Annotated in this window: 24 protein-coding genes; 13 read left to right on the top strand and 11 right to left on the bottom strand. The window is 45.4% G+C overall.

What is annotated here, in order from left to right; all coding sequences use genetic code 11:
• From B2P60_RS01005 to B2P60_RS00995, 3 genes are all read left to right on the top strand, one after another.
• The coding region (locus B2P60_RS01005; protein ID WP_286738943.1) for a transposase at positions 1–262 on the top strand (262 nt) is incomplete at its 5' end.
• A gap of 275 nt (positions 263–537) precedes the next feature.
• Positions 538–1,542 (top strand): LLM class flavin-dependent oxidoreductase, encoded by a 1,005-nt coding sequence (locus B2P60_RS01000; RefSeq protein ID WP_286738942.1) that lies wholly within the window; start codon positions 538–540, stop codon positions 1,540–1,542.
• A gap of 45 nt (positions 1,543–1,587) precedes the next feature.
• Positions 1,588–1,740, top strand: coding sequence for a hypothetical protein (locus tag B2P60_RS00995; protein ID WP_286738941.1), 153 nt, complete (start codon positions 1,588–1,590; stop codon positions 1,738–1,740).
• Between the two features lie 225 nt (positions 1,741–1,965).
• Here B2P60_RS00995 and B2P60_RS00990 read toward each other — a convergent pair whose 3' ends face one another.
• The 6 genes from B2P60_RS00990 to ispF form a co-directional block, all read right to left on the bottom strand.
• Positions 1,966–2,925: an AEC family transporter gene (locus B2P60_RS00990; RefSeq protein WP_193006777.1), complete on the bottom strand. Its 960-nt coding sequence runs from the start codon at positions 2,923–2,925 to the stop codon at positions 1,966–1,968.
• 113 nt (positions 2,926–3,038) lie between these two features.
• Positions 3,039–3,248: a ChaB family protein gene (locus tag B2P60_RS00985; protein WP_286738940.1), complete on the bottom strand. Its 210-nt coding sequence runs from the start codon at positions 3,246–3,248 to the stop codon at positions 3,039–3,041.
• Between the two features lie 184 nt (positions 3,249–3,432).
• Positions 3,433–5,331, bottom strand: a complete 1,899-nt coding sequence (gene mnmG, locus B2P60_RS00980) for a tRNA uridine-5-carboxymethylaminomethyl(34) synthesis enzyme MnmG (RefSeq protein WP_193006779.1) — start codon at positions 5,329–5,331, stop codon at positions 3,433–3,435.
• A 245-nt stretch (positions 5,332–5,576) separates the two neighbouring features.
• On the bottom strand, positions 5,577–6,113 hold the full coding sequence (locus B2P60_RS00975) for a hypothetical protein (protein WP_198334734.1): 537 nt from the start codon (positions 6,111–6,113) through the stop codon (positions 5,577–5,579).
• Between the two features lie 399 nt (positions 6,114–6,512).
• Complete coding sequence (gene grxD, locus B2P60_RS00970; RefSeq protein ID WP_198334733.1) at positions 6,513–6,863, bottom strand: Grx4 family monothiol glutaredoxin; 351 nt, start codon at positions 6,861–6,863, stop codon at positions 6,513–6,515.
• A gap of 154 nt (positions 6,864–7,017) precedes the next feature.
• On the bottom strand, positions 7,018–7,518 hold the full coding sequence (ispF, locus tag B2P60_RS00965) for a 2-C-methyl-D-erythritol 2,4-cyclodiphosphate synthase (RefSeq protein ID WP_193006781.1): 501 nt from the start codon (positions 7,516–7,518) through the stop codon (positions 7,018–7,020).
• A gap of 262 nt (positions 7,519–7,780) precedes the next feature.
• Here ispF and mnmA point away from each other — a divergent pair, with 262 nt between their 5' ends.
• Positions 7,781–8,992 carry a tRNA 2-thiouridine(34) synthase MnmA gene (gene mnmA, locus B2P60_RS00960; protein ID WP_286738939.1) on the top strand — a complete coding sequence of 404 codons (1,212 nt, stop codon included), beginning with the start codon at positions 7,781–7,783 and terminating at the stop codon, positions 8,990–8,992.
• Between the two features lie 74 nt (positions 8,993–9,066).
• Complete coding sequence (gene purB, locus B2P60_RS00955; protein WP_198334731.1) at positions 9,067–10,458, top strand: adenylosuccinate lyase; 1,392 nt, start codon at positions 9,067–9,069, stop codon at positions 10,456–10,458.
• A 121-nt stretch (positions 10,459–10,579) separates the two neighbouring features.
• Here purB and B2P60_RS00950 read toward each other — a convergent pair whose 3' ends face one another.
• Entirely contained in the window at positions 10,580–10,774 is a 195-nt protein-coding gene (locus B2P60_RS00950) for an NF038104 family lipoprotein (protein WP_198334730.1), read from the bottom strand.
• A 131-nt stretch (positions 10,775–10,905) separates the two neighbouring features.
• Here B2P60_RS00950 and B2P60_RS00945 point away from each other — a divergent pair, with 131 nt between their 5' ends.
• Complete coding sequence (locus B2P60_RS00945; protein WP_198334729.1) at positions 10,906–12,078, top strand: cupin domain-containing protein; 1,173 nt, start codon at positions 10,906–10,908, stop codon at positions 12,076–12,078.
• 174 nt (positions 12,079–12,252) lie between these two features.
• Here the strand turns inward: B2P60_RS00945 and B2P60_RS00940 are convergent, their stop codons facing one another.
• The 3 genes from B2P60_RS00940 to B2P60_RS00930 form a co-directional block, all read right to left on the bottom strand.
• Entirely contained in the window at positions 12,253–12,945 is a 693-nt protein-coding gene (locus tag B2P60_RS00940; protein WP_193006786.1) for a 1-pyrroline-5-carboxylate dehydrogenase, read from the bottom strand.
• A gap of 11 nt (positions 12,946–12,956) precedes the next feature.
• Positions 12,957–16,208: a bifunctional proline dehydrogenase/L-glutamate gamma-semialdehyde dehydrogenase PutA gene (gene putA / locus B2P60_RS00935; RefSeq protein ID WP_198334728.1), complete on the bottom strand. Its 3,252-nt coding sequence runs from the start codon at positions 16,206–16,208 to the stop codon at positions 12,957–12,959.
• A gap of 709 nt (positions 16,209–16,917) precedes the next feature.
• Positions 16,918–18,213, bottom strand: a complete 1,296-nt coding sequence (locus tag B2P60_RS00930) for an NCS2 family permease (RefSeq protein ID WP_193006788.1) — start codon at positions 18,211–18,213, stop codon at positions 16,918–16,920.
• Between the two features lie 455 nt (positions 18,214–18,668).
• Here B2P60_RS00930 and tolQ point away from each other — a divergent pair, with 455 nt between their 5' ends.
• The 5 genes from tolQ (at position 18,669) to B2P60_RS00905 (ending at position 24,284) form a co-directional block, all read left to right on the top strand.
• Positions 18,669–19,403, top strand: a complete 735-nt coding sequence (gene tolQ, locus B2P60_RS00925) for a protein TolQ (protein WP_198334727.1) — start codon at positions 18,669–18,671, stop codon at positions 19,401–19,403.
• Positions 19,400–19,858 (top strand): protein TolR, encoded by a 459-nt coding sequence (gene tolR, locus B2P60_RS00920; RefSeq protein WP_198334726.1) that lies wholly within the window; start codon positions 19,400–19,402, stop codon positions 19,856–19,858. Before tolQ ends, tolR begins: the two co-directional genes overlap by 4 nt.
• A gap of 60 nt (positions 19,859–19,918) precedes the next feature.
• Positions 19,919–20,926, top strand: coding sequence for a cell envelope integrity protein TolA (locus B2P60_RS00915; RefSeq protein ID WP_227670175.1), 1,008 nt, complete (start codon positions 19,919–19,921; stop codon positions 20,924–20,926).
• Between the two features lie 136 nt (positions 20,927–21,062).
• Complete coding sequence (locus tag B2P60_RS00910; protein WP_286738938.1) at positions 21,063–22,355, top strand: translocation protein TolB; 1,293 nt, start codon at positions 21,063–21,065, stop codon at positions 22,353–22,355.
• A gap of 522 nt (positions 22,356–22,877) precedes the next feature.
• Positions 22,878–24,284 (top strand): nucleobase:cation symporter-2 family protein, encoded by a 1,407-nt coding sequence (locus tag B2P60_RS00905; protein WP_193006793.1) that lies wholly within the window; start codon positions 22,878–22,880, stop codon positions 24,282–24,284.
• A gap of 80 nt (positions 24,285–24,364) precedes the next feature.
• Here the strand turns inward: B2P60_RS00905 and B2P60_RS00900 are convergent, their stop codons facing one another.
• Entirely contained in the window at positions 24,365–25,030 is a 666-nt protein-coding gene (locus B2P60_RS00900) for a TetR/AcrR family transcriptional regulator (protein ID WP_198334723.1), read from the bottom strand.
• A 497-nt stretch (positions 25,031–25,527) separates the two neighbouring features.
• On the opposite strand from B2P60_RS00900, the gene uraD reads away from it, so the two are divergent.
• Together uraD and uraH are read left to right on the top strand one after the other, a co-directional pair.
• Positions 25,528–26,049 (top strand): 2-oxo-4-hydroxy-4-carboxy-5-ureidoimidazoline decarboxylase, encoded by a 522-nt coding sequence (gene uraD / locus B2P60_RS00895; protein ID WP_230709275.1) that lies wholly within the window; start codon positions 25,528–25,530, stop codon positions 26,047–26,049.
• A 115-nt stretch (positions 26,050–26,164) separates the two neighbouring features.
• Positions 26,165–26,533: a hydroxyisourate hydrolase gene (gene uraH / locus B2P60_RS00890; RefSeq protein ID WP_230709274.1), complete on the top strand. Its 369-nt coding sequence runs from the start codon at positions 26,165–26,167 to the stop codon at positions 26,531–26,533.
• Positions 26,534–26,552 lie beyond the last annotated feature (19 nt).

Raw genomic sequence — 26,552 nt, 5'->3', positions numbered from 1 at the left:
GCTTGCCGATAAAGCTTATGATGCTGATGCCCGTGTTATTGAACCGATTAAAGCAGTACAAGGCCATGCAGTTATACCACCCAAGTGTCACCGACTGCAGCCAAGAGGATTCGATAAAGAGCTCTATCAAGCACGGCATCTGATCGAGAACTTCTTTGCCAAGATCAAGCAGTACCGTGCGATTGCCACTCGTTATGATAAGTTAGCCAGTCATTTCCTTAGTGCGATTCATCTGGTTTCTTGCGTGGTCTGGCTTAATTGATGACACGCCCTAGTAATCGTCCAGTTTTTTGTTTTAGAACTGGATAAACCAAAAAAGCAGGTGACTCAGTCACCTGCTTTTTTTGTGGCGTACGCCTACTTATCAATAAAACTATTAACGATTAAGCGTACTTCCAATTAAGCGCCATGCAGCGCCATGCAAAGTCGCGTTGCACGGTTTGTTATGATTTATTAATACTTGCTAAATCTACTTGAAACTAGCATCGACCACAAGCATATCAATAGAAAATAATTAACTATTTTACTGGATGATTTATGAGTAATACAATTCCCTTATCCTTTTTAGATCTAGCACCTGTTCCTGAAGGTAAAACCATCGCTGAAGGCATTGCTCAAACTGTCGAGACAGCGCAGCAAGCAGAAAAATTCGGTCTAAACCGATTTTGGATGGCAGAGCATCATAATATGCCGGGTATCGCTAGTGCGGCAACCTCAGTACTACTCTCGCATATCGGTAGTCAAACCAAGCGCATACGTATCGGTGCAGGCGGTGTAATGCTGCCCAACCACGCGCCTCTCGTGATTGCCGAGCAGTTTGGTACATTGCAGGCATTGTACGGAGACCGCATCGATTTGGGTTTAGGCCGCGCCCCTGGTACGGATGGCGCCACTTTTCAAGCATTACGTCGGCAAATGAAAGACGCTGAGCGCTTTCCTCAAGATGTGCAAGAATTGATGTATTTTTTAGGCAATGATACAGAAGACAGTCCTGTCCAAGCCTTTCCTGGGGCGAATTCCAACATTCCTATCTGGATTCTAGGTTCTTCTCTGTTTGGCGCCACCTTAGCGGCACACTTTGGGCTGCCTTATGTGTTTGCCTCTCATTTTGCACCGCAAATGCTCGCTCAAGCGATTAGTACTTATCGTGAACAATTCAAACCATCAGCGTACTTGGACAAACCTTATGTGATGTTGGCAGCAAACTTGCTACTGGCGGATGACGATGCGACCGCCCATTACCACTTTACCTCAGCTCAGCAAAGTTTCGTACGTTTGCGTCGAGGTGAACGCGGTCAAATGCCAAAGCCGACTCATGATATGGACAGTATTTGGAGTTCTGCTGAGAAAATGATGGTAGATAATGCGTTATCAGTGTCCTTTATTGGTTCTGTGCAAACCGTTAAACCAAAACTTGAGGCGTTTATAGCCACGCATCAGCCTGATGAACTGATCGTTACGGCCAATGTCTATGATCAGGCAGCACGCTTACGTTCACTTGAACTTACATCTCAGCTAAAGTTGTTTACTTTACAATCGTAAATAGCACTTGCATAATTATTGATAAACTATAACGAGAAAAAGGTCATGGAATTTTCTACTTTTATTGGTTCATCGATATTTTTTTACATTGCAGCGTTGTTTGTCGTGACGGTAGTAGGGGTTTATTTCACATACCGTACTAGCCCAAAGCGTAAACAGCGCCGAGAAGATAAGCGCAATCGAGACAATTTAAAATAAGACAAGCCCTCTTTTCTGATTGGAAAAGAGGGCTTTTTCTATAGTTCACACCAGTAACACAGTCATATGTCACACGCTTGCAACACGTTAACGCTCACTCCGCATATGGATATTCGGTGGAACTATTTGGTTTAAAAACGGCAGTGTGAGTGTACCAATGCACCTCTCCTTATTGGGCTTATTTGTATGGTATGACGCTAATATTGCATGACGCTAAAAATAATCTTACATTAGACCTAACACACGTAAGATTGCGGCCCCAATCGCCATGCCAAACATCCCTACGACCGTGGTAAACGCTAAAATATTCGCCGCAAGCACGTCATTGCCACCCATAGCCTTTGCCATCACATAGCTGGCTGCTGCAGTTGGCGATGCCACCATCAAAAAAAGCACGCCCATATGTACACCGGATAAACCAAATCCCAATCCAATCGCGATGGCTATTAATGGAGCAATAACAATACGCCCAATACTAGCCTGCATGGATAATCCTGACGGGTGTAGCATCGACTTCAAATCAATACTGGCACCAGCGCAAATCAATGCTAACGGCAATGCAACTGCTGCTAGTAAGTCGCCCGTCGTATGAATGACACCGGTAAGCGGTGGTAACATGAACGCCTTATACGCAAATGCAGCCACCAGCGCCAGTATTAAGGGATTGGTAAATAGCTTTTTAACAATCATCAAACTACGACTGCGTAACGTATCATCCACCTTTTTAGAGACACGGCTCAGGGTAATGACGGCTAAAATATTAAACAGTATCGTGACCACCCCCATATATACAGCACCGATACTTAAACCTCGCTCCCCATAGGCATTTGCAACGGTTGCTAGTCCGATAATGGCCATATTGCTGCGAAACACGCCTTGGACAAACACGCCTTGATCGGCAGGTTTACTAACAAAACGCTTGGCATAAAACTCTGCCCCAATAAATAAAATAAAGGTCACAAGAATGCCAGCAACGATCAACGTGATTTGCTTACCATAATCAACGTCGCTATCGACCACGCTAAAAAATAATAGACATGGCAAACAGTAGTTAAAAACAAAACTTGACGACTGGTCAATAAAGGTTTTGCTGGCTTGTCCGTGTCTTTGCATAAAAAAACCCAACCCCATCAAGGCAAGGTTGGGCAGTACGATAGTAATCGCAAATATAATCGCTTCAATCATAGATAAGCTCAAATCAACCACGTACTCAAAGCCATGTTATTGAGCCATGAGAGCATGTGTGATATAGGTCAGTGTAAGTAATTAGGTAGATGGAATCGTCACTGATTCAGTATTTATTTGTGATCTGGTTTTTTTACCCATTTACCATCAGAATTTTTCTGATAAACATTTTCAACGGCTGCCCATGCGGTAGAAAACCAGCGTGACTCATCACCATACTGTTCGCTTGCACTATTAAAAGCCGCTTTGAATATCTCTTGAGCGTGTTTGGGTAAGTTGTCTTTTACCTCATCTGGCAAGTCTGATAATTTATCATAAGGCATAAAATCGCTCCTTTTCCGTAAGAAACTAGCATCATTGATTGTAAACTTCCATTCTACCCATTATTTCTTCTCAAAGCAGCATAAAGACGGTCTAAGTTGTTTTGACATTGTTACCGTTTAGACATAAAAAAAGCTCACAACGTTATCTCATTATGAGCTCTTTTAGGGTTCTTTTACTGATTGCTTACGATAAATTTAATGCCGTTGCTGCCTTTTTTTGTTTTTTGACCGTCATTGCTAGTAACTGTACAGCAGCAGGTGTGACACCACTTATCCTTCCCGCTTGGGCAAGCGTTGCAGGGCGCACTTGCGTGAGCTTTTGTACAATTTCATTTGATAACCCAGAGACCACCGTGTAATCAAAATCCACCGGCAGCACGGTATTTTCCAGACGCTTCATCTGATTAATCTCATCAGACTGACGATCTATGTAGCCTGCGTATTTGACAGAGATTTCTATCTGCTCACCCACCTGTGTATCGACTTTTGAGTCAGTGATAGCAGCAATGTCAGCAAAGTGAATCTGCGGACGCTTTAGCAAATCAAAGGCCGTCGCTTCTTTTGATAGCACCTCCCCTGTTTGCTCAGTCACTTGCTGCCCCAAGGCATTGGTAGGCGTGGCCCACATATCTTTTAGGCGTGAGGACTCTGTGGCGATCGCCTCCATTTTTTCTTGGTAGGCTTGCCAGCGCACATCATCAACCAAACCAAGCTTACGACCCGTTTCAGTTAGGCGTTGATCAGCGTTGTCTTCGCGTAGCAGCAAACGATACTCAGCACGACTGGTAAACATACGATATGGTTCCGTGGTGCCATGGGTAATCAAATCATCCACTAAGACACCAAGATAAGCTTCATCACGGCGCGGTGTCCACGTCTCAAACTCACTGTTGTTGGTGGTCACCAACGCCGCATTCGTCCCTGCCAGCAAACCCTGCACACCCGCTTCTTCGTAGCCTGTTGTACCATTGATTTGACCTGCAAAGTACAAACGATCAATAGATTTGGTTTCAAGCGTTGGCTTCAAGCTCTGCGGATCAAAGTAATCATACTCAATCGCGTAGCCTGGACGAGTAATATGCGCCTTTTCTAACCCTTTCATACTATGGATAAAGTCTAGCTGCACATCAAATGGCAAACTGGTCGAAATACCATTCGGATACAGCTCATGCGTGGTCAACCCTTCCGGCTCGATAAATATCTGATGACTGTCTTTATCAGCGAAACGATGGATCTTATCTTCAATAGAAGGACAATAACGGGGTCCGACACCTTCAATTTTGCCAGAAAACATGGGCGAACGATCAAGATTCTCACGGATGATGTCGTGAGTACGAGTATTGGTATGCGTGATATAACAGTTAACCTGTTCAGGATGCATAGCAACATCACCCATATAACTCATGACTGGGAGCGGTGTATCGCCTGGTTGTACCGTCATGACACTAAAATCAACGCTGCGCGCATCAATACGAGCTGGCGTACCCGTCTTAAGACGTCCAACGGGCAGTTTCAGCTCACGCAAACGATCGGCAAGCTTGATAGAAGGCTGATCGCCTGCGCGGCCACCATTTGAGTTTTCAAGGCCAATATGGATAACCCCGCCTAAGAAAGTCCCTGAGGTCAACACCACCGTTTCGGTCTTAAAAATAATGCCTGTAGAAGTCACAACTGCGGTAGCACGACCATTCTCTACCAAGATATCATCAGCGGCTTGCTGAAATAAGTCTAAATTTGGCTGGTTCTCTAACGTATGACGAATCGCGGCTTTATACAAAATACGATCCGCTTGCGCACGAGTGGCCCGGACAGCGGCACCTTTACGACTGTTCAACACGCGAAATTGAATACCCGCTTTGTCTGTTGCAAGCGCCATCGCTCCGCCCAGCGCATCAATTTCACGTACTAGATGCGACTTACCAATTCCCCCAATCGCTGGATTACAGCTCATCTGTCCTAGGGTTTCAATATTGTGTGTTAACAGCAAGGTCTGCGCGCCCATACGTGCGGCAGCCAAAGCAGCTTCTGTACCAGCATGACCACCACCGATCACTACCACGTCGTAATTTTTTGGATATTGCATGCATGCCTCGCTTGAATGACGTTATTTTCGCCGATAAATTATTGATAACAACAACTTACTGCCTGATTAATGAACGTCAATCGTATTTTATAAACGGATGATATAAGTCTTTAAAACTTAAATAGATAACCGGTAATTATAACAATTTTTTGACGTTTAAAAAACGTTAAGACAAAAACCATTAAAATTAAATGATAGAAAAACCCACCCATCAAAGCGGCCGGGCTACCTCTCAATTATCCACATTAATTTGACGAATTACCGGGACTCAGGGGTACGATTTGATCTGATTGACCACTAGCCAGCATATGGTGACTGCCATAACCTTCTGGATTGATCTGCAAATACGCATTCATTTGTCCAATAGCGTCACCATCATCACTGGCTAAAATCTGTTCTTTAATGATGTCAACTGGCGGTAGCGGTAAGTTTTTGAGCAGGGCTAAGCGTTGCTGATTGTCACCTTTATTGACCACAAGCTCAATCAGCTGGCGCGCATCAATCGGCAAATCTGACGTGCTTTGTGCCAGTAGTGCCAAATGATAAGCGCCAGCAGGATCTTGATCTGCAACAATACGCTGCTCAATAGCAATATAAGTCGCCTCTGTCGCACCGCCTGCCACACTCAACTGATGAATACACTTAAGGGCTGAGTTGGCTTCGTTGCTTGCGATCTCAATGATACGCACAGAGTCATTTTTTAGGCGCTCACGACGCTTTTCGATAAGTGCTTGCTCGGCCGCGGCTTTTTGCGCTTGTTCATCAAGTGTTTGATTACTCATAAGATTCTCTTTTTTGTTAATTGTACTTACAGCCAGCTTTAGATAAAAAGCCCATACACTACGACGCGCAACTGAGATAAATTGTCCTTGCTTGCTGTGTCTGCGCAGACAGAGTCGATGAAAAATTTATCTTGGTCGCGCTATATTTATTTTATAGCGGATTAACTATGTTATTTATTAGCCACTGTCATTTCGCTTATGTTAACCCCTATATGGGGTCAAAACCTGTAAAAGCAATAAAGGGCAAAAACAACAAAAAACCCAAATAGCCATAAGACTACTTAGGTTCGTGGTGCTTCGGTTCGTGGTGCTTTAATAGCAAAACGGATTCATGTATCACTGATTTTTAAAACATCATAACAATGCCATAAATAGTAATGCCATAAACCTTTTTTAGTATTAAGCAGCTGGGCTATTGGCTTCGACCAATGGTTTTAGTTCACCTGACTGATACATCTGCAAAATAATATCTGATCCGCCCATCAATTCACCGTCGATCCACAACTGTGGGAACGTTGGCCAATTGGCGATTTTTGGCAACGTGGCACGAATTTCTGGATTTTCTAAGATATTGACAAACGCAAAAGGACGACCAATCTGAGTCAATACTTCAATAGAACGGGCAGAAAAACCACACTGCGGAAATTGCGGCGTGCCTTTCATATAGATAATAACTTTGTTGTCACGGATTTGGTCACGAATCAGTTGTTCGACATCATTTGTAGCAGTATTTGGGGTTTGCTCACTCATAAAAACTCCTATTGATAAGGCGGTACATTAAAAAGGCAATACATTAAAATAGCGATATTGCAAAGGTATTGGATGACAATATGGCTGATACATGGGGCGAGTGCCGCCATATTACAAGCACAATTGCTATATTGGCATAAACAGCCGTTAAACGTTAAACTTCGGTAGCGTTAGAGACCAATAATACCACGGCATTGGCCATAATGCCCTCTTGGCGCCCTGTGAATCCCAGTTTTTCAGTGGTAGTGGCTTTAACACTGACATTACTCACATCGGTTTGTAGGTCGCTGGCAATGTTATCGCGCATGGCTTGACTGTGGGGCGCAAGCTTTGGGCGCTCACACATGACCGTGATATCAGCATTACCAAGCTTATATCCGGCCTCTCGTACCTTGCTATAAACGTAGCGTAGCAACACTCTCGAATCCAAACCAGCGTGCGCCGCGTCTGTGTCAGGGAAATGCTGACCAATATCACCAAGCGCCAATGCCCCAAGCAATGCATCTGCGAGCGCGTGTAGCACCACATCACCATCAGAGTGTGCCAGCAAACTGTGGGTGTGCTCGATGGGCACACCCGCTAGTATGACATATTGCTGCTGCTCTCCATTATTGTGAAAAGCATGAACGTCGATACCTTGTCCAATTTTTATCATTATTATTCCAAATTAATACATTGTGATTAAAATTATTCAAAACCACTATCTGAATTTTGAAAGCGATTTTCCTCACAGTAAAATGCCATAGGTCGCCACCAGTTTCAATTAACTGGTATAATGTGACGCTTATTTTATCATAATACCAAATCCAAAAGAAAAACTGGCACTGTCAACTTGCTAAGACGATCTATTGTCGTCGTGCTCTTACTGTCTGCGCCGTTATAAATTTTGGAAAAAGTATAAATAGTTGAGCCGTTCTATGTCAGCCATCCTACCAAACTCAGATACTTTTACCGCCCATCGTCCTTTAACGCTTGCCGATATCGACAATCCAAATGCCAAACATGTGATTGTGGGTATGTCAGGTGGGGTCGACTCTTCTGTCTCGGCCGTCTTACTCCAGCAGGCAGGCTTTAAGGTAGAAGGCTTGTTTATGAAAAACTGGGAAGAAGACGACGGTACTGAGTACTGTACCGCGATGGAGGACTTAGCAGACGCGCAAGCTGTGTGTGATAAGATCGGCATCAAGCTGCATACGGCTAACTTTGCCATGGAATATTGGGATCGGGTTTTTGAGCACTTCTTAGCAGAATACAAAGCGGGTCGTACGCCCAATCCTGACATACTGTGCAATAAAGAAATCAAATTTAAGGCGTTTTTAGACTATGCGTTAACCCTTGGTGCTGACTATATTGCTACCGGTCACTATACGCGCCGCAGTGTGAACTATACCAACGCAGAGGGTACGCTTGTCGCCCAGCTATTACGTGGACTGGATAATAATAAAGACCAAAGCTACTTCTTACATGCGGTGGGCGGCGATAAGATTGCCAAAACGCTATTCCCAGTGGGCGAGCTTGAAAAACCTGTGGTGCGTCAAATTGCTGAAGCGCATGATCTGATTACCGCAAAAAAGAAAGATTCTACCGGTATTTGCTTTATCGGTGAGCGCCGTTTTAAAGACTTCCTACAACAGTACTTGCCTGCACAAAAAGGCGACATTGTCACGGATGACCATAAAACCATCGGTACTCATGATGGCTTGATGTACTACACGTTGGGTCAACGTGGCGGCATCGGCATTGGCGGCGTCAAAGACCGTCTAGAAGAGCCGTGGTTTGTATTAGCCAAGGATTTAGATAAAAACCGTTTAATCGTTGGCCAAGGGCATGAGCATCCCATGCTGATGAGTAATGAGCTGCACGCTTACAAGCTTGACTGGATCGATGGTCTGCCACCAAACGATATCTTTAGCGATAAGGGACTCCGCTGCATGGCAAAATCTCGCTATCGTCAGCCAGACCAAGCATGCCGTGTGTTTGCGACAAATGCTGATGGTAGCGAAGTCCGTACGGTATTTGACAAGCCGCAACGGGCGGTAACCCCTGGTCAGTCAGCGGTATTTTATATAGATGAAGTGTGTTTGGGTGGTGGCGTGATTGCCTCTATCGATGCGCCTTGCGGATTTTAATTTTTTTGTATTTTGATGTCTTTTTTCCTTTTTCTGAGTCACTTCCACTCCCAATAACCACTTGAGGTATTGCTATGACCCCACTTACCGCACTCTCCCCAATCGACGGCCGTTATGCGTCCAAAGCGGACAGCTTGCGCCCGTATTTATCTGAATTTGGTCTGATTAAAGCCCGCGTTACGGTAGAAATTCGCTGGTTACAGTCACTAGCGGATAATAGTGCCATTGGTGAGTTAGCAGCGTTTGATGCGGATACCAATGCTTTTTTAAACAGCATTGTCGATGACTTTAGTGAAAGCGACGCGCAAGCGATTAAAGACATCGAAGCCACAACCAATCACGATGTAAAAGCGGTTGAGTACTTTATCAAAGATAAATTCCGTGGTCAGGATGCGCTCATTGACTCATTAGAATTCATTCATTTTGCCTGTACCAGTGAAGATATTAACAATCTATCGTATGCGTTAATGCTCAAAGACAGCCGCGAGATTGTGGTCGCTAAAATGCAGCAACTGATCGATAGCATCACAGACTTGGCCGTTGCTCATGCCGACCAACCAATGCTGTCACGTACGCATGGTCAAACAGCCAGCCCAACGACGCTTGGTAAAGAAATGGCAAACGTGGCTTACCGCCTCGCCCGTCAAATCAAGCAAATCGGTCAAGTTGAACTACTGGGTAAAATCAATGGCGCAGTCGGTAACTATAATGCGCATTTTTCAGCATACCCTGAGGTTGACTGGCAGACGCATGCAGAGCAGTTCATTGATGAGCGTCTAGCGCTGACTTTTAATCCTTATACCACGCAAATTGAGCCACATGATTATATCGCTGAGTTGTTTGATGCGGTAAAACGTTTCAATACCATCTTAATCGATTTTAACCGTGATATTTGGCAATATATTAGCTTAGGCTATTTTAAACAGCGCCTAAAAGACGGTGAAGTGGGATCTTCTACCATGCCACATAAAGTCAACCCGATTGACTTTGAAAACTCAGAAGGTAACTTGGGCGTTGCCAATGCTATGCTTGCACATTTGGGTGAAAAGCTACCCATTTCACGTATGCAGCGCGATTTATCTGATTCAACGGTTCTGCGTAATATTGGTGTTGGTCTGGCACAAAGCATGATCGCTTTTGATGCGTGCTTAAAAGGCGTCAGTAAGCTTGAATTAAATGCCCAGCGCTTGAATGACGATCTTGATCAAGCACAAGAAGTGTTGGCTGAGCCAATTCAAACGGTGATGCGTCGCTACCGCGTAGAAAACCCATACGAGAAGCTAAAAGCCCTAACCCGCGGTAATGCCATGACTCGTGAAGCCATGCTGACGTTCGTTGAAAGTGATGAGTTGTCTGCGGTAAGCGACGCTGACAAAGCTCGTCTACGCGAGATGACACCTGCTACCTATACAGGTAACGCTGCGGAGCAAGCCCGTACTATTAAAGAGTGGATTGCCAAACTTTAATAGTCGCTAAGCACAGATATAAATGGGTTCGACTGACCACCCATTTATGTCTCGATAGATAACAACCTTACTTTGGATACTATGATTGGTCTTTAACCATACATAGTGGATGGGTAAGGTTTTATTTTTTATCCTTTTTGTCATTATCATCGTCACTGTCACCCGGTATAATAGCTTTCCCAACAGCGACGGTGCCTTTGACCACGCCTTTGGTGGTTTTATAAGCGATTTTAGCGGGCACGGTAACAATCTTATGGACACAGGCTTGTAGTAAAAAAACGCTGCTGATGATCACGATAAAATGTAATTTTTTCATAAACTTCCTACAATTGATTGGCTGCTCTGACAGTAATCATCAGATAAGCGACAATCATAAACCATTCAAACCGTCCTATAAAGCGCCCTTTACTATTAACCTCATACCCATTTTCAAATACGGATGTATCAATGACTTCTATGCCACTTTGTTTACCGGAATCTATCACGCCTGAGCAGTTTTTAGCAGAGTACTGGCAAAAAAAGCCGCTACTCATCAAACAAGGCTTACCGCAACTAATTGACATGTTTGAACCCGAGGACATGCTGGGCCTTGCGCTTGAAGAAGATGCTTCCGCAAGACTGCTGACCCAAGCAGCCAGTAAAAAAGAAGGTCAGGCGCAGTGGCAACTGAAAAAAAGCCCATTGACGGAAGCGGATTTTGCCAACCTGCCAGAACAGTGGACCGTACTGGTACAGAATCTTGAGCAATGGTCGCCAGAGCTTGGTCAATTATGGCAAGCGTTTGGCTTCATCCCGCAGTGGCAACGTGATGATATTATGGTCTCATACGCCCCTAAGGGTGGCTCGGTTGGCAAACACTACGACGATTATGATGTGTTTTTAGCGCAAGGATATGGCCATCGCCGTTGGCAGTTGGGCAAATTTTGTGATAAAGACACAGAGTTTGTCGCTGACGAGCCAATTCGCCTCTTTGATGATATGGGCGAGATTGTCTTTGATGAAATATTAGAAGCGGGTGATGTACTCTACGTACCGCCGAAACTGTCTCACTTTGGGGTGGCACAAGATGATTGTTTGACCTTCTCTTTTGGCTGTCGTCGGCCAAACTTGATGCAAATCATCGACAGTATGGCTGATATCGCAACCAACGACAGTGACTTGTTTATCCCAATGTTGCTCCCCCAAATGCTGCAAGCGTCAGGTGAGCTGCAAACGCATAGTATCGATGCGATCAAAGCTCAATTATTACAAATGCTGCAATCGGAGCGCGGTGATCATATCATTCGTCAAGCCGTCTCTGAAGTGGTTAGCAAGCGTCAATACGATGCCCTGATGCCAGAAGACACCTTAGATACTGACGAATTGCTGCAGGCTTTAACAGAGGGTGCAGCCCTACAAGCGGACTATAGTAATCGTCTGCTCTATAATCAAACCCATGATGGTGTCACGCTATATGCAAATGGTCAGCGTATTGATGGTCTTGATGAGGCGGCAATGGCTGTACTTATACGTTTGGCAAATGGTGAGCGTTTATACGGTCAAGATGTGCAGGACGTAGATCCAGATGAGTTAAGCGAATGGTTAGAAAATGGCTGGATTTGGATAGAGTTTGCTGAATAACGTTTAACCTAACAAGTCTGGTTGAGTGTGATAACACTGCATACTGTATATAAACACATAAAAAATCGATGCCTGAATACTGTTCAGACATCGGTTTTTTATTTTCTAGCTTTCAACACGATGGTAATGACGCTTAGCGTTTATAAAGGCTAAGCGCAACTTTAATGAAAACCTCTACTCTGTACCAAGCTCAAGTAAGCTTGCATTGCCACCGATAGCAGTGGTATTGATTGTCTTGACGCGCTCAGTGACAAAGCGATGCAGATAGTCTGGTGTGAGCATCTCTGACAAGCCTTCCATATCAGTGACCGCAATCACTTGCGTCAGGATACCATCGGTATTGGCCAGCTCTTGACTGATGGCTTGCACTTCATCTCGATTGCCTGAAACAGCAACTTGCGCCAGACGGTCGATATACAAAAGCGTGATCGTTTGCGAATCGTTAGCAACGCTCAACACATCATCGCTGATACCTGTGCCGTAAAGTATGTTGGCCGCTTCAACACACATCTCATCTTGGCTTGGGCAATGCAAAATAACTTCATTGCCCGTTAATAACGCGGCGATGAGCTGGCCTAACACTGCCATTGCTCTCGCTGACTCACCGCCGATGACCATCGTTTTACCACGGGCGGTCACATACAGATCGTTAGATTCACCAGTCGCGCCCGTCATGCGATGCACTTCATCCAAACTCGGCGCCGCACTTAACAAGTGATTGAACAGGCGCTTTGCCTTATTGGCATCCCCTGTAAGCAATGCCAGCTTTGGTACGGCCGCTTGCAGGTAAACGGCGCGATTCACTGCGCCAAGCAATCGCCAAGACTCACAAACCTGGGCATGATTTTTTTTGAATTCAGTCGCCATGTTGCTACTCCTTACGCGATTTCTGTTTGAATGGGTGTGGTATTATTTTGAGACGCTGTTTGCTCAGTGGTTGACTGGTCTGTGCTTAACTGCATCAAACGCGCGACATAGTGTGGACCACCGGCTTTGGGTCCAGTACCAGACAACCCACAACCACCAAAGGGCTGAACGTTTACGACCGCGCCAATCTGGTTACGGTTGATGTAGGTATTACCCACAAAAGCACGACGCTCGATGTGCTCAGCCGTATTTTCGATGCGGCTGTGGATACCCAAAGTCAAACCAAACCCTGTTCCGTTGATGGCATCAATCAGTTTGTTTAAGTCACGCGCTTGATAACGCAGTACATGCAGGATGGGGCCAAAGTGTTCGCCCGCAATCACATCGATACTTTTTACTTCAATCGCGGTTGGTAAAACAAAGGTTGACTGCTCCTGACTCACGACCGAGCTGGCACTCATCGGTGTTTGTGCCAAAATAGTAGCCGTTGGCTCCGCGCTCATACGTTCGATATGGGCTTCAAGACCTTGTTTGGCATCGTTATCAATCACTGGGCCCACATCTGTAGCAGCATATAGTGGATTACCGACCACCAGCTCAGCCATGTTCCCTTGCAGCAGCTCGATCAAATCATCGGCCATTTCCTCTTGCACGCACAATATACGACAAGCTGAACAACGCTGACCTGCTGAACCAAAGGCAGATAACACAGCATCTTTCACGACTTGTTCAGGCAACGCTGTCGAATCGACAATCATGGCGTTTTGACCGCCAGTCTCAGCGATAAACACAGGCAAATCACCGCTGGTTTGCGCATGATCATTTAGGCTTTGATTGATACGTTGAGCGGTTTGGGTTGAGCCAGTAAAAATAACTCCGGCAATGTTATCAGCCGCTGTGAGTGCACCACCAACCTCGCCTGCCCCAATCACTAACTGCAAGGCTTCTGTTGGGACGCCCGCTTGATACATTAACTGTGCCCCAAAATGGGCAATCAAACTGGTTTGTTCGGCCGGTTTCGCCACCACCGTATTACCCGCTGCTAACGCTGCCATGATTTGGCCAGTATAAATAGCCAATGGGAAGTTCCAGGGGCTGATACACACAAAGGTGCCACGTGGTTTATAAGCTTGACGAGACGGCTTACCTGCCAAATCTGTAAACTCATATACCACCTCGTCTAAACGCTCGGCTTCATCAGCATAAAAACGGCAGAAATCAACCGCCTCTTTAATCTCATCAATGCTGTCTTGCATGGTCTTACCAGCTTCCACTTGGCACAGCGCCATCAATTCAGCGTAGTTTTCTTCGAAAAGATCGGCAGTTTTGCGTAGTATTTCAGCGCGTTTACTGGCGGGTACTGTTTGCCACGTACTTTGCCCTGCTACGGCCGCATCGATAGCCTGACGGGCGATTGCTGCATTGGCATAGGTTACCTCACCAGCCCTGACTTCATTGTTCCAAGGCGCACGGACGGTCTGACGGTCAAGCTTTTGGGCGACGCCATCAGCCTCATACTCATCAATGGCTTTACCATTGATAATAGAAGTGGCCGACCAGGTTTTATGCAAATGACTGTCGATAGCAGATTTAAATAGTAGCCACTGCGACTCTACAAATATATTGGGACCAAAGCTCGCACGTCGTGTACCGTAGATCTCTAGTGGTAATGGAATATCTGGGTTGTGCAACGTCGCATTGGTCAGCAGCTTGTCATAGGGATGTACCGTCAGTTTATCAATCGGGTAAGACTTATCTAGCAACTGATGCACAAACGAGCTGTTGGCACCGTTTTCGAGCAAGCGGCGTACCAAGTACGGCAGTAAGTCTTTGTGTGCCCCAACGGGCGCGTAAATACGCACAGGGATTTGATAAGCTTGTAAAATATGATCATAAAGTGCATCCCCCATACCGTGCAGACGCTGGAACTCAAAGTCCCTATGTTGACTCATGGTCATAATGGACGCCAGTGTATGCGCGTTATGAGTGGCAAACTGCGGCCAAATTAGCCCGCGTAGATGGTCTGACAATAAGAAACGCGCACAAGCAAGATAAGCCGTATCCGTTCCTTCTTTGCGCGTCCACACAGGATAACCTGACAAGCCTTTTTGTTGAGCAAGTTTAATCTCAGTGTCCCAATACGCGCCTTTCACCAGACGTACTGGAATACGGTCACCCACTTCTGTTGCCAGACGCGCAAGCCAGGCCAAAACAGCAATAGCACGCTTAGAATAACCTTGGACCACGATTCCTAAACCGTCCCATCCAGCCGTCAAGTTGTCACGGTACAAAGACTCAAATAGCTTTAAAGAAATCTCAAGACGGTCGGCTTCTTCCGCATCGATACTGATATCAACGTTCACTTCACGTGCCGCTTCAATAAGCAATAAGCAGCGTTGACGTAGCAGTCCCATCACTTGCGCTTCTTGCGTGGCTTCATAGCGTGGATGCAATGCCGATAACTTAATAGATACCGAAGGCTTTGGCATACCTTCTTTGACTTTAATACTGGCAGTGGCTCTAATCGCATGCAGATAGTCATTGAAGTATTTTTCCGCATCCTTATGGGTAATCGCCGCTTCACCTAACATGTCAAACGAGTAGGTATACCCTCTATTGCGATACGGTTGACTGTTTTTATTCGCCTCTTCGATGCTCTCACCCAAGACAAACTGATGACCCATAATACGCATGGCTTTTTGCATCGCACTACGAATAACAGGTTCGCCCATTTTTTTGGTCATGCGATCCAAAAATCCGGATGCGGTGGTGTTACTGTCAATACTCACGACACGGCCCGTCATCATCATACCCCACGATGAGGCGTTGACCATAAAACCATTGTCATTTTTTATATGTTTTTTCCAGTCAGCCACACTCATCTTGTCATGAATAAGCGCGTCAGCCGTATAGTTATCTGGTACTCGAATCAGCGCTTCTGCCAAGCTCATAAGCAAGATACCTTCTTGGGTATCAAGGCTGTACTCGAGCAACAACGAATCAACCATCTTGACAGCTTTGCCATCATTACGGACATGCTCAACCAACTGGCGCGTTTGCTCAGCAGCAGCATTGCGTTCATCCGTACTAGGTTTGGCAAGTGGCAATAATTGAGACAACCAGCGATCTTCATCGGCGCTATACAATGGCGAAATACGCGCATGCAGCTCTTCTGATGACTGGGCAATATACTCTGGCGACAGCAAATCGACAGGATCAAATAAAATCGGCTCTTCTGGGGTAAACTGGTCTATTGGGTTCATAACAACTCCATAACTATCGTTTAAAAACCATAATAAATGGCACTTTAGGAATTCTGATCGTCCTGTCTCACTGCTTATGACTACCATTAACCTAATAGTGGTCATTAACTGATACTCACAGCAATAATCAAAAGACCAAACAGCACCATCACAAAACGGGAAAATCCAGCATAGGCTGGAAATGGTTAAGTAGGTCGTTCGAGTGTTAAACGGGCTACGTTAACAATACAAAGGCAACAACAAACAGTTAAGCGGCATTAGTGCCTTCTTCTTGTTAGTAGTGAAAGGAGTGTGGTGGTCAGACTCATTAGTGGCTTATCAAAATAACGATGAGGAAACATCGCGTTGATTATCACTAAATCTGCCACCTTATATGACGCTAATTCACTGTAAGAAAAACCTCTACGGCGTTGATTGAGGTGATGCGCTTAACTTGGGCATGGTAGCATGAAAAAAATTTTCAAACTAACACTATTTATTATTTTCACATATTAATATATTGCCAAAAAACCAACCAGTTATCAGTAGCTTACAGACTATGACGCGTTGGTTACATTTTGCTATTTACTGTTTAGTATTGGGGTTTAATTGTAGTCCATATTATTAGGCTTTTGCCCAAGACGATGTCGCTGTCAAAGAAAAACCCTCTTAATCCTTTATGATCAAGAGGGTGAGGTTACGAGAGCCGTCCCTACGGTAAAAATGTGTCTTATAAAAAGACAATCTTAAGTAATAGAATGATGGTTAATAACCATACCGCCACACTAATCTCAGAGAACTTGCCCACAATTGCTTTAATCGCCGTAAAAGTGATGAAGCCGAGTGCAATACCGTCCGCGATAGAGTATGTCAGCGGCGTAAAGAGCAATACCACCACCACAGGCGCCGCTTCTGTGAGGTCACCCCAGTTGATGTCTTTTAGTGTGCCCATCATAAGGACAGCCACATAAAAAATGGCACCAGCAGTCGCGTAAGCAGGGATCATTCCCGCTAATGGAGAAAAGAAAACACTTAATAAAAATAACACCCCAACCGTGACTGCCATCAAGCCTGTACGGCCACCTGTCGCAATCCCAGCGATACTTTCCATATAGCTAGTCGTCGATGAGGTACCTAGTAATGAGCCTGCCACAGTCGCTGTTGAATCGGCTAATAGTGCCTTGCCCATATTATGGATATTACCATCTTTGTCAGTCAGGTTGGCCTGTCTCGTCGTCGCAATCAAGGTACCTGCGGTATCAAACAAATCCACAAACAAAAAGGCAAAGATCACACTGATCATACCGACATCGAACGCCCCAGCAATATCAAGCTGTAGCAACGTTGGCGCAATTGAAGGCGGCGCAGAGACAATCCCAGAAAACTGTGTGTAGCCTGTTAGTAAACTAATCAAAGCAACCAGTAAAATACCGATCGTGACCGCACCTGGGACTTGCTTGTAAGACAAACCGATAATAACAATAAAACCCAACGAGGCCATTATAGGACCAAATGACGTCATATCACCAAGGCCAACTAAAGTCGCATCGTGACTTACGATAATGCCGGCGCTTTGTAAGGCAATAAAGGCTAAGAACGCACCGATACCAGCGACTACCCCATTTTTAAGAGACATTGGAATGGCATTAATGATCGCTTCACGAACTTTAAACAAGCTGAGCAGTACAAAGATACAACCAGACAAAAACACGGCACCTAACGCTGTTTGCCACGCATAGCCCATACCCAGAACCACGCCATACGTAAAGAAGGCGTTGAGACCCATACCAGGGGCTAACGCCACCGGTAGGCGAGCATAAATACCCATGATAAAACAACCTACCGCGGCCGCCAAACAGGTGGCCACGAATACAGCGCCTTTGTCCATACCCGCATCTGCTAATACGTTAGGGTTGACAAAGATAATGTAAGCCATTGTCAAGAACGTGGTTGTACCAGCGATGATTTCTGTTTTGATCGTGGTATTGTCACCATTAATCCCAAAATAGCGTTCAATTGCATTCATAAGTGTCGCCCCGACTGGCCAGTAAAAAGTTGCCACTACCTAAAATTCAACATGATTTTAGCAAAAAATAATGATGCCACAATTAAGAAGAACGTAGTAACAAAGCGTAACATATTAGACGAGTTATCTTACAAACTCAATCTCTGATAGTGTCTAATTCGTATAAAACTATCATTTGCGTTGACTGAAAGATACTGAGCAAACACCTACCTTTGTATTTGGCACAAACGTAGTACTTCGCTTCTATGGTGACTAGAAAATACTGACAAGTACCAAAAGTTGGATACGTCGCATTTTCGATCGGTTTAACACTTTAATAAATGACCTTTTCTGTATTTAGCAGTACACTAGGCGGTTGATATCAGTATGCAGAATGATCGCGCGACTCTATTTTTAGTTAGCGACGTTACGATTTAATCTGCGTATCGCACCATGCCAGTTATTATTCATTATCCATGAGCCCATACATGCCTGAATCCTTAAATATTATCGACCTTATTACTCAAGCCAGCCTTTTGGTACAGATTGTGATGGCGTTATTGCTGTTAGCGTCTCTACTTAGCTGGGTGATTATATTTCGTATGAGTGCGCGGCTTGGTACAGCCAAAAACTTCGATCAACAGTTCGAGACTTGGTTTTGGTCAGGAGAAGATTTGGCCAAACTCTATCAAGGGGTGCAAGGCTCACCTGAGCGCCAAGGGCTTGAGCAAATTTTTTATGTCGGGTTTTCGGAGTATTTAAGAATGCATAAAAAACGCCAACCCAAAGATGACATCATCGATGGTGTTGAGCGTAAATTACGAGTTGGCTTAGGACGACAGCAGCAATTGTTAGAGTCAGGGTTAACAACCCTAGCGAGTATCGGCTCGGTTGCCCCTTATATTGGGTTATTTGGTACCGTCTGGGGCATCATGAATGCCTTTTTGGGGCTGTCACAAACTGAGCAAGCGACGCTAGCTTCTGTCGCCCCCGGTATCGCTGAAGCCTTAATCGCCACTGCCATGGGTTTATTTGCCGCTATTCCAGCCGTACTGGCCTATAACCACTTCACGGCTAAGTCTAGCCGCCTCTATGACTCACGGGCATTATTTTGTGATGAAATGACCGGCATGCTCCAGCGTGAGACCAGTGCAGAACACATCGCTCATAAAGAGACCCAATCTACTGCCAGCCAGGTGAGAGGGTTATGAAGCAAAGTCCCTATCGCCGTGAAAAAAAAGCGCTGAATGCGGAGATGAACGTCGTGCCTTATATCGATGTGATGTTGGTGCTGCTCGTGATATTTATGGTCACCGCCCCGATGCTGATTACGGGTGTCGATGTGGATTTGCCAAAAGAGCAGACCAATACCATGAGCCAAAGCCAGCTTCCAGTCATTGTTTCTTTGACCGATAGCGGTGAGATTTTTATCAGTTATGAAAATAACATCGACTTGCCCATTAGTGAGCCCGAGCTGATTGATACCCTATCCAATCTGCAAAACCAAAGTAGCAATGCTGGTGCTCAGCCTTTACAAGTCATGATTAACGCTGACCAAAACAATCAGTATGGCGCCATCATGACACTCATGGCAACCTTACAACAAGCCGGTATTGAAAAGGTCGGTTTGTTAACCGGTGCACCCTTACCCACACCCACATTGTAATAAACCCTATGCTTAGCAGCGCTTGTTATAATAAAGTAGACAATTTGATGACCCTCGTTTTTGAGTATCCCTATCATGCGTAACGCTCCTACCGTTTATGTGCCAACCCAACCTGAAGGTAACGGGCTAACATTGCCGACGTTGCTCAGTGTGTTGGCTCATGCTCTGGTGATTGGCATACTCATTTATACCTATCAACATACCGACGTAGAAACCACTGGTAGCATCGAAACCGTCATGGTGTCACCTGAACAGCTGGCTGAAATGCAAGGACAAATATTGGCCAATCGTGCAGCAGCGGCCAGTGCGATACAGACCAAAAGTGATGCAACCAGTACCCCACAGACAGAAACCTTTGATGGTGGCGCTAGCACTCAAGCCCCAAGCCAGCCAAATTCTCAGCGCGAGCCTGTCTTTACGCGCACTGAAGATCCTACCAACCGCACCATGCTAATGAGCGAAGAGCAGCATCAGCGCGTGCTTGAGCAAAACCAAGAATATGAGCGCCGTATGGCTGAGTGGGCCGCACAACTAGATGAGTCAGTGACAAAAGAGCATGAGCAAGTCGAACAAGACAAAAAAGAGCAGCGCATAGAAGAACAAAAAAAACTGGGAGATTTTCGTAGTAAACAAAATACTCAGCCTAGGATTACGCGCCCTACTGAAAATGATCGCAATATAGAAATCAATACTGGCAGCGCCGGTAAAACCTTTAGTCTATCAGATGGACAGTCCACCATTTCTGGTGATATAGCAACGTCTAGCCCTACCAAAGGCAGCAGCCAATCTGCCTCAAGTGGTAATCGCGGTGCAAGTAACAGCGAAATCATCCGCTTAATCAAACGCAACTATCATCCGCCTACCGCAGCGAGAGGCTCAACTCAGAGTGCCACGCTCACCATCACCGTCAACGCTAGCGGAAATATAGTCAATGTGTCGGCGTCAGGGCCTGACAGTGCCGTCAATGATGCAGCCAAACAAGCCGTATTAAACACGGGCAAACTACCAATCGACACTGATGACCCAAAATACCCCACCTTTACCATACAGTTTAAGGGCAGCAATTAATCAGTTGCTCACATCTTATATTATTGATAACGTTACATTAAGTGGCTTGTACCGCAAAATATCCTGTCTTATCTTAATGATTCGCTAATCACCTATAAAAATGATAATCACCCTATTTTAGGAGCTCAACCGACTCATGCATACCTATAAGAAACTATTCGCCTCTTTGCTTGCTTCTACCTCGACTCTGCTCATTTCGCCTAGTTTGCTTGCCGCGCCTGTTGTCTTAGAGTTGGATTACGAGATTCCTGTCCAAAAAAATCAAGTCGCTTTTGTGCCATTTGCGGGTGATTCTGTGCTATCGCCGATTGTCTTAAACGATTTGAGTAAAACAGAGCTAAAAATCACCAGTCAGAACTTACCACAGCAGCCGCATAACAGTAGCGAGCTGGCAGGTACGTTGCCGGTATGGCAAAGTATGGGAATTCCTTATTTAGTCGTCGGTAATACTCGCAGCAATCGCGGCAAAATAGTGACCGATTACGAAGTGATTGATGTAAAATCTGGTCGGGTTATTGAGGGCAAGCAAAGCCTAACCGCTGATAACAATAAAGACAGCATGCGTTATGCAGGCCATGTCATCGCTGATAAAGTGTATGAGCTGATTACGGGCGTTCCAGGTGATTTTTCAGGGCGTATTGCTTATATTGAAGAAGTTGGCACTGGAAAAGGGAAAGTATCACGTTTAAAGGTCATGGATGCAGATGGTGAAAACGCCAAAACCATTACTGAAGTAACAGGCTCTATATTCTCACCAACATGGTCGCCAGATGGTAACCGTATCGCTTATTCGGTACAACGTGATCAATCTTATCCAGTCATTTATGTCCAAAATGTGAGTGGCGGTGGAGCCAGAGCGTTAACGCCTTTTGCTGGCAGTAATTTGAGTCCCGCGTTTTCCCCTGATGGCAGCACCATACTGTTCTCAAGCAGCTTTGAAGGCAGCGCCGATATTTATGAGATGAGCGTCAGTGGCGGACAGCCAAGAAGAATCACCAACTGGCCGAGTAGTGAAGTACAGCCAAGTTACGCACCTGACGGCAAATCTTTTGTATTTGTTAGTGATCGCGCAGGATTCAATAAGCCGCAGATTTACCGTTACGAATTTGGTTCAGGTCGTACGTCTAAAGTCTCAAGTAGTGGCTATGCGACCAGTCCACAGTTTAGTAGCGACGGCTCTAAAATTGCCTTTCTAAATGGACGCTCAGCCGCCATCATGAATAGCAACGGCGCCATCACTGCCAATTTGGGCAATACTGGTATCGATGAGGCACCAAGCTTTTCTCCCAATGGTAAGCGCGTGGTATATGCCTCCACCCAAGGCGGCAAAGGTGTGCTAACGATTAAATCACTTAACGGCGGTGAATCATTCGGCAAATCTGGTCAAGGTGTCATCCGCTCACCCGTGTGGTCATCTAGCCCTCAGTAATCTTTTATTTGCCAAAAGCATTCTATTGGGTTGAGTCTCAAAAGGCTGGCACAGGATATTATTAAAAACAGTCTATCAACCTAATGATAAAAAGCAGCCCCAATCACAATAATTGTGATTGGGGCTGCTTTTTTATGACGTATCACTGGACAGCACGCTAATAAGGTGACGGTTAGCACAAAGCTATGGCGCTATCGCAACTGCCTCATTCGAAATCACGCTCCTTCTCCCCTTCCCTGGGTAACAAATGAGTAAACGCGCAGGATCGAAAAAAAACATTGCAATGGTTTGTATTTTGCATATATCCTAAATAGACCTGACTAATTGGTCAGGTTATTACAGTAATAGCCAACAAATATCACACAGGTTTGTGGGCTGTTTCAAACACGGATGTGTGCCCCTATTGTTTAAATCGAACAAACAAGTCAAGAACTGGGTTTAACTTTTACCTACTGATTTATGACATTGTCTGATCTCTACAGTTAAGCGGGTGCTAAGCAGTTACTTTAGGAGGAAACCACCATGAGTGAAAACGATCCAGCAAACACCGATTTACTGTATAGACTGCATGACCGTCCTACCCCCCTTAAAGCCTCTTTAGGTGCGATACAGCATGTACTTGCTGCTTTCGTCGGTATCATTACCCCCTCGCTCATTATAGGCGGCACCTTAGGCTTAGGAGAACATATTCCCTATCTTCTTAGCATGTCGTTAATCGTGTCTGGGGTGGCAACCTTCATCCAAACTCGCAAAGTGGGCCCTGTCGGTTCTGGCTTGATGGCGCTCCAAGGAACTAGCTTTGGCTTTTTAGCCGCGGTGCTTACCGCAGGATTTGTGGTAAAAAACCGAGGCGGTGGTCCTGAGGAAATTTTGTCAGTGATCTTTGGGGTCTCATTTCTCGGTGCATTTGTTGAGATTTTTCTGAGTCAGTTTATTACCAAACTCAAATCCTTTATGAGTCCTATTGTGACTGGTTGCGTTATCGTCACGATTGGTCTGTCTTTGACTAAAGTAGGTCTAACGGATTTGGCGGGTGGATTTGGGGCTGAGGATTTCGGCAGTATACCGAACCTGCTCTTGGGTGGTGGCGTGTTGGCAAGTGTGGTACTTATTAGCATTATCAATAATAAGGTCATTCGTTCTAGCGCTATTTTTATCGGTTTGATGCTCGGTCTGCTCGCAGCTATGTTTATGGGGCGTATCGACTTTTCCTTGGTCGCTGAAGCGGCTTTTTTTACGGTTCCTATCCCCTTTAAGTACGGCTTTGGTTTTGACTGGCAGGCTTTTATTCCGGTTGCCTTTATGTATATCATTACCAGTATTGAAACCTCGGGCGATCTGACTGCAACTTCGATGATTTCAGGTGAACCGATTAAAGGCCCTCTATACGAGAAACGTATTAAAGGTGGTGTGTTGGGAGACGGTGTCAACTCTCTGATTGCGGCGGTGTTTAACACGTTCCCTGTGACCACTTTTAGCCAAAATAACGGTGTAATCCAGATGACTGGGATTGCCAGTCGCTATGTCGGTTTTTATGTCGCTGGTATTTTATGCTTGATGGGACTCTTCCCAATCCTTGGGGCCATTTTTACTCAACTGCCCAAACCTGTCGTTGGCGGGGTCACGCTGCTGATGTTTGCCACGGTCGCAACTGCGGGTATTCGTATCCTATCTACCGTGAACTTCACCCACCGCAATGTCTTAATTATTGCCACTTCGTTGGGGCTAGCGACAGGCATTGCGTTCGTGCCTGACGTGCTCTCACAAACGCCGCAGTTTTTTCAAAACATCTTTGGTTCAGCGGTCACCATGTCAGGGATTGTGGCGATCACACTTGATATGATTCTGCCAAAAAACTACGGTGTCGAGTTTGATACTGCCGCGCAACATGCTGATGACGGCTTAAAGCCGATTCGCGAAGTGGCGTAAGACAGATATCTATTAGTAAAAGAGGTGCGATAGGACCAGTCTACGCACCTCCTCCGCTAATAAACATGGCTTAATTACAGTCACTCAAGGCCACAGCCTCGCAGGATAAACGGCACCAAAAACTCTGATGCCCGCGCTTCATCCTCTGCATCATAAGTCGCCTTATCCATCAAGCCGACAATTTCGATCTCAAACTCTGCATAACGCTGAGTCGTGGCCCAGATCAAAATCAATAACTGTAGTGGGTCGTCAATCGCAATCTTACCTTGTTTGTGCCACTCCCTCATCACTTGCGTTTTATCGTGCACCCACGCTTTCATGGTTGTCGACATAAAATCATGTAAGTGCGGTGCACCGCCAATGACCTCAAGGGCAAACAGTTTATGACGGTTAGGATTCACAAAGGCTTGATGCAATTTGGTCCGCACAAATTTTTCGATGACTGTTTTGGGGTCACTGTCTACCGTCATGGTGACCAAGCCTTCATTCCACTCTTGGATGATAGAGCGCAATACGGCTTTATACAGATTTTTTTTATTTTTAAAGTAGTAATGCACATTGGCTTTGGGTAATCCTGCCCGATCAGCAATCCCTTGCATGGTGGCACCGCGAAAACTTTGGAGGACAAACTCCTCTTCGGCGGCCGCTAAGATAAGCGCTTGATTGTGCGCGCGCGTGGTTTGTTGACTACGATGCGAGGGCGCATCAGTAGAGAGCATGTTGACCTTTTGGTTATTTTGCGTCATAGCGGTAGTGTCTCATTCCAAGTGGCAGGTTCGAAAAAGTAGTCGCTATATTCCTTTGTGTATTCTGATATCAGAGCACAGATTTTGGGAATATAACAAGCTAAATAAAAATATTTATTATAAAACAGTTGACCAATTAGTCAGGTTTTAGCAAAATGGGGGCTGTAGATCACTCACCTTATGACTAAGATGACTCGATCATGTCATTTATACGGCCAAAGTATCAGTGTTTTCTCTGTAAATCTGTTTCATATTGTCAGTCCATTATGAGGTAAATATCAGCAAGCGGAATACAGTCTATACCCTCACGTGATTGACAAGACACATAATATCGTCATTTGACTTTGAGTCGGTCCTAAGACCAAAAACATCAATCCCTTAAACGTCTGTTTCTACCCTTAAGTTTATGCAAATAACCAGGATGTTTAAACCACTATTAAGCAATCACTGTCCGCTACGTGTAGTGGGCTGTCCTAACACAATAAAAGGAAGTCATCGTGAGCTTAACTTTAGCGCAATTTAACACTCTGTCTCAAGAAGAAGCCATCGCACGACTCTTAACCTGCTGTACCAGTAGTAACTGGGCACATCAGCTTGCCTGTGCACGACCCTTTATAGACCAAAATGCGCTATTAATGAAGAGCGACGATATCTGGCATAAGCTACAAACCAATGAGGATGACTTACTAGAAGCCTTTGACGGCCATCCACAAATCGGTAATGTCGCCTCTTTAAAAGAGAAGTATCGCAACACGCAAAATAGCGCAGCACATGAGCAATCAGGCGCTAACAATGCCGAGGATGACGTACTCGAAGCACTCGCACAAGGCAATCAAGACTATCTGGATAAATTTGGTTTTATTTTTATTGTCTTTGCGACGGGTAAAAGCGCCCAGCAAATGCTCGATCTGCTACTAGCGCGTCTGCCTAACGATCGCACCACTGAGCTTACCAATGCCGCCGCTGAACAAAATAAAATCACACGTTTGCGTTTAAACAAGCTCTTTGGCACCGCTTAGATGGCTAAGCGAATTTCGCTAAAGCGTGTCATCGTGTCTTTTACAGTGGCCCATTTATAAAATACGCTCGCAATATCACCCTATTTACGTTTCTACTGAATACAAAGGAAGCTTTATGTCTGCCACCCTATCATCGCATATTTTAGACACTCATCTTGGTAAGCCTGCCGCTGGCATCGCTGTTACCTTACACCGCGTACATGACAGCGGCGCCACCACACTTTTGGCCCATGGTACGACCAACGCCGATGGGCGCGTCACACCAGACAGTTGGCAGTTTGACACCGCCATCGATAGCACTGAGTGTCAGCTAAACATCGGACGCTATACCGTGACGTTTGATACCCTGTCTTATTTTGATACCCAGCAGCTGACAGCATTTTACCCGCAAGTTGTGATCGACTTTATGGTAAACGATGCCAGTCACTACCACGTACCACTACTACTCAGCGCGCACGGTTATAGCACCTATCGCGGTTCATAGTCTGCTTACTTATCGTCTG

Source organism: Psychrobacter sp. UBA3068, assembly GCF_002366815.1.
Lineage (GTDB): Bacteria > Pseudomonadota > Gammaproteobacteria > Pseudomonadales > Moraxellaceae > Psychrobacter > Psychrobacter namhaensis.
This window is presented reverse-complemented; position numbering and strand designations above follow the sequence as displayed.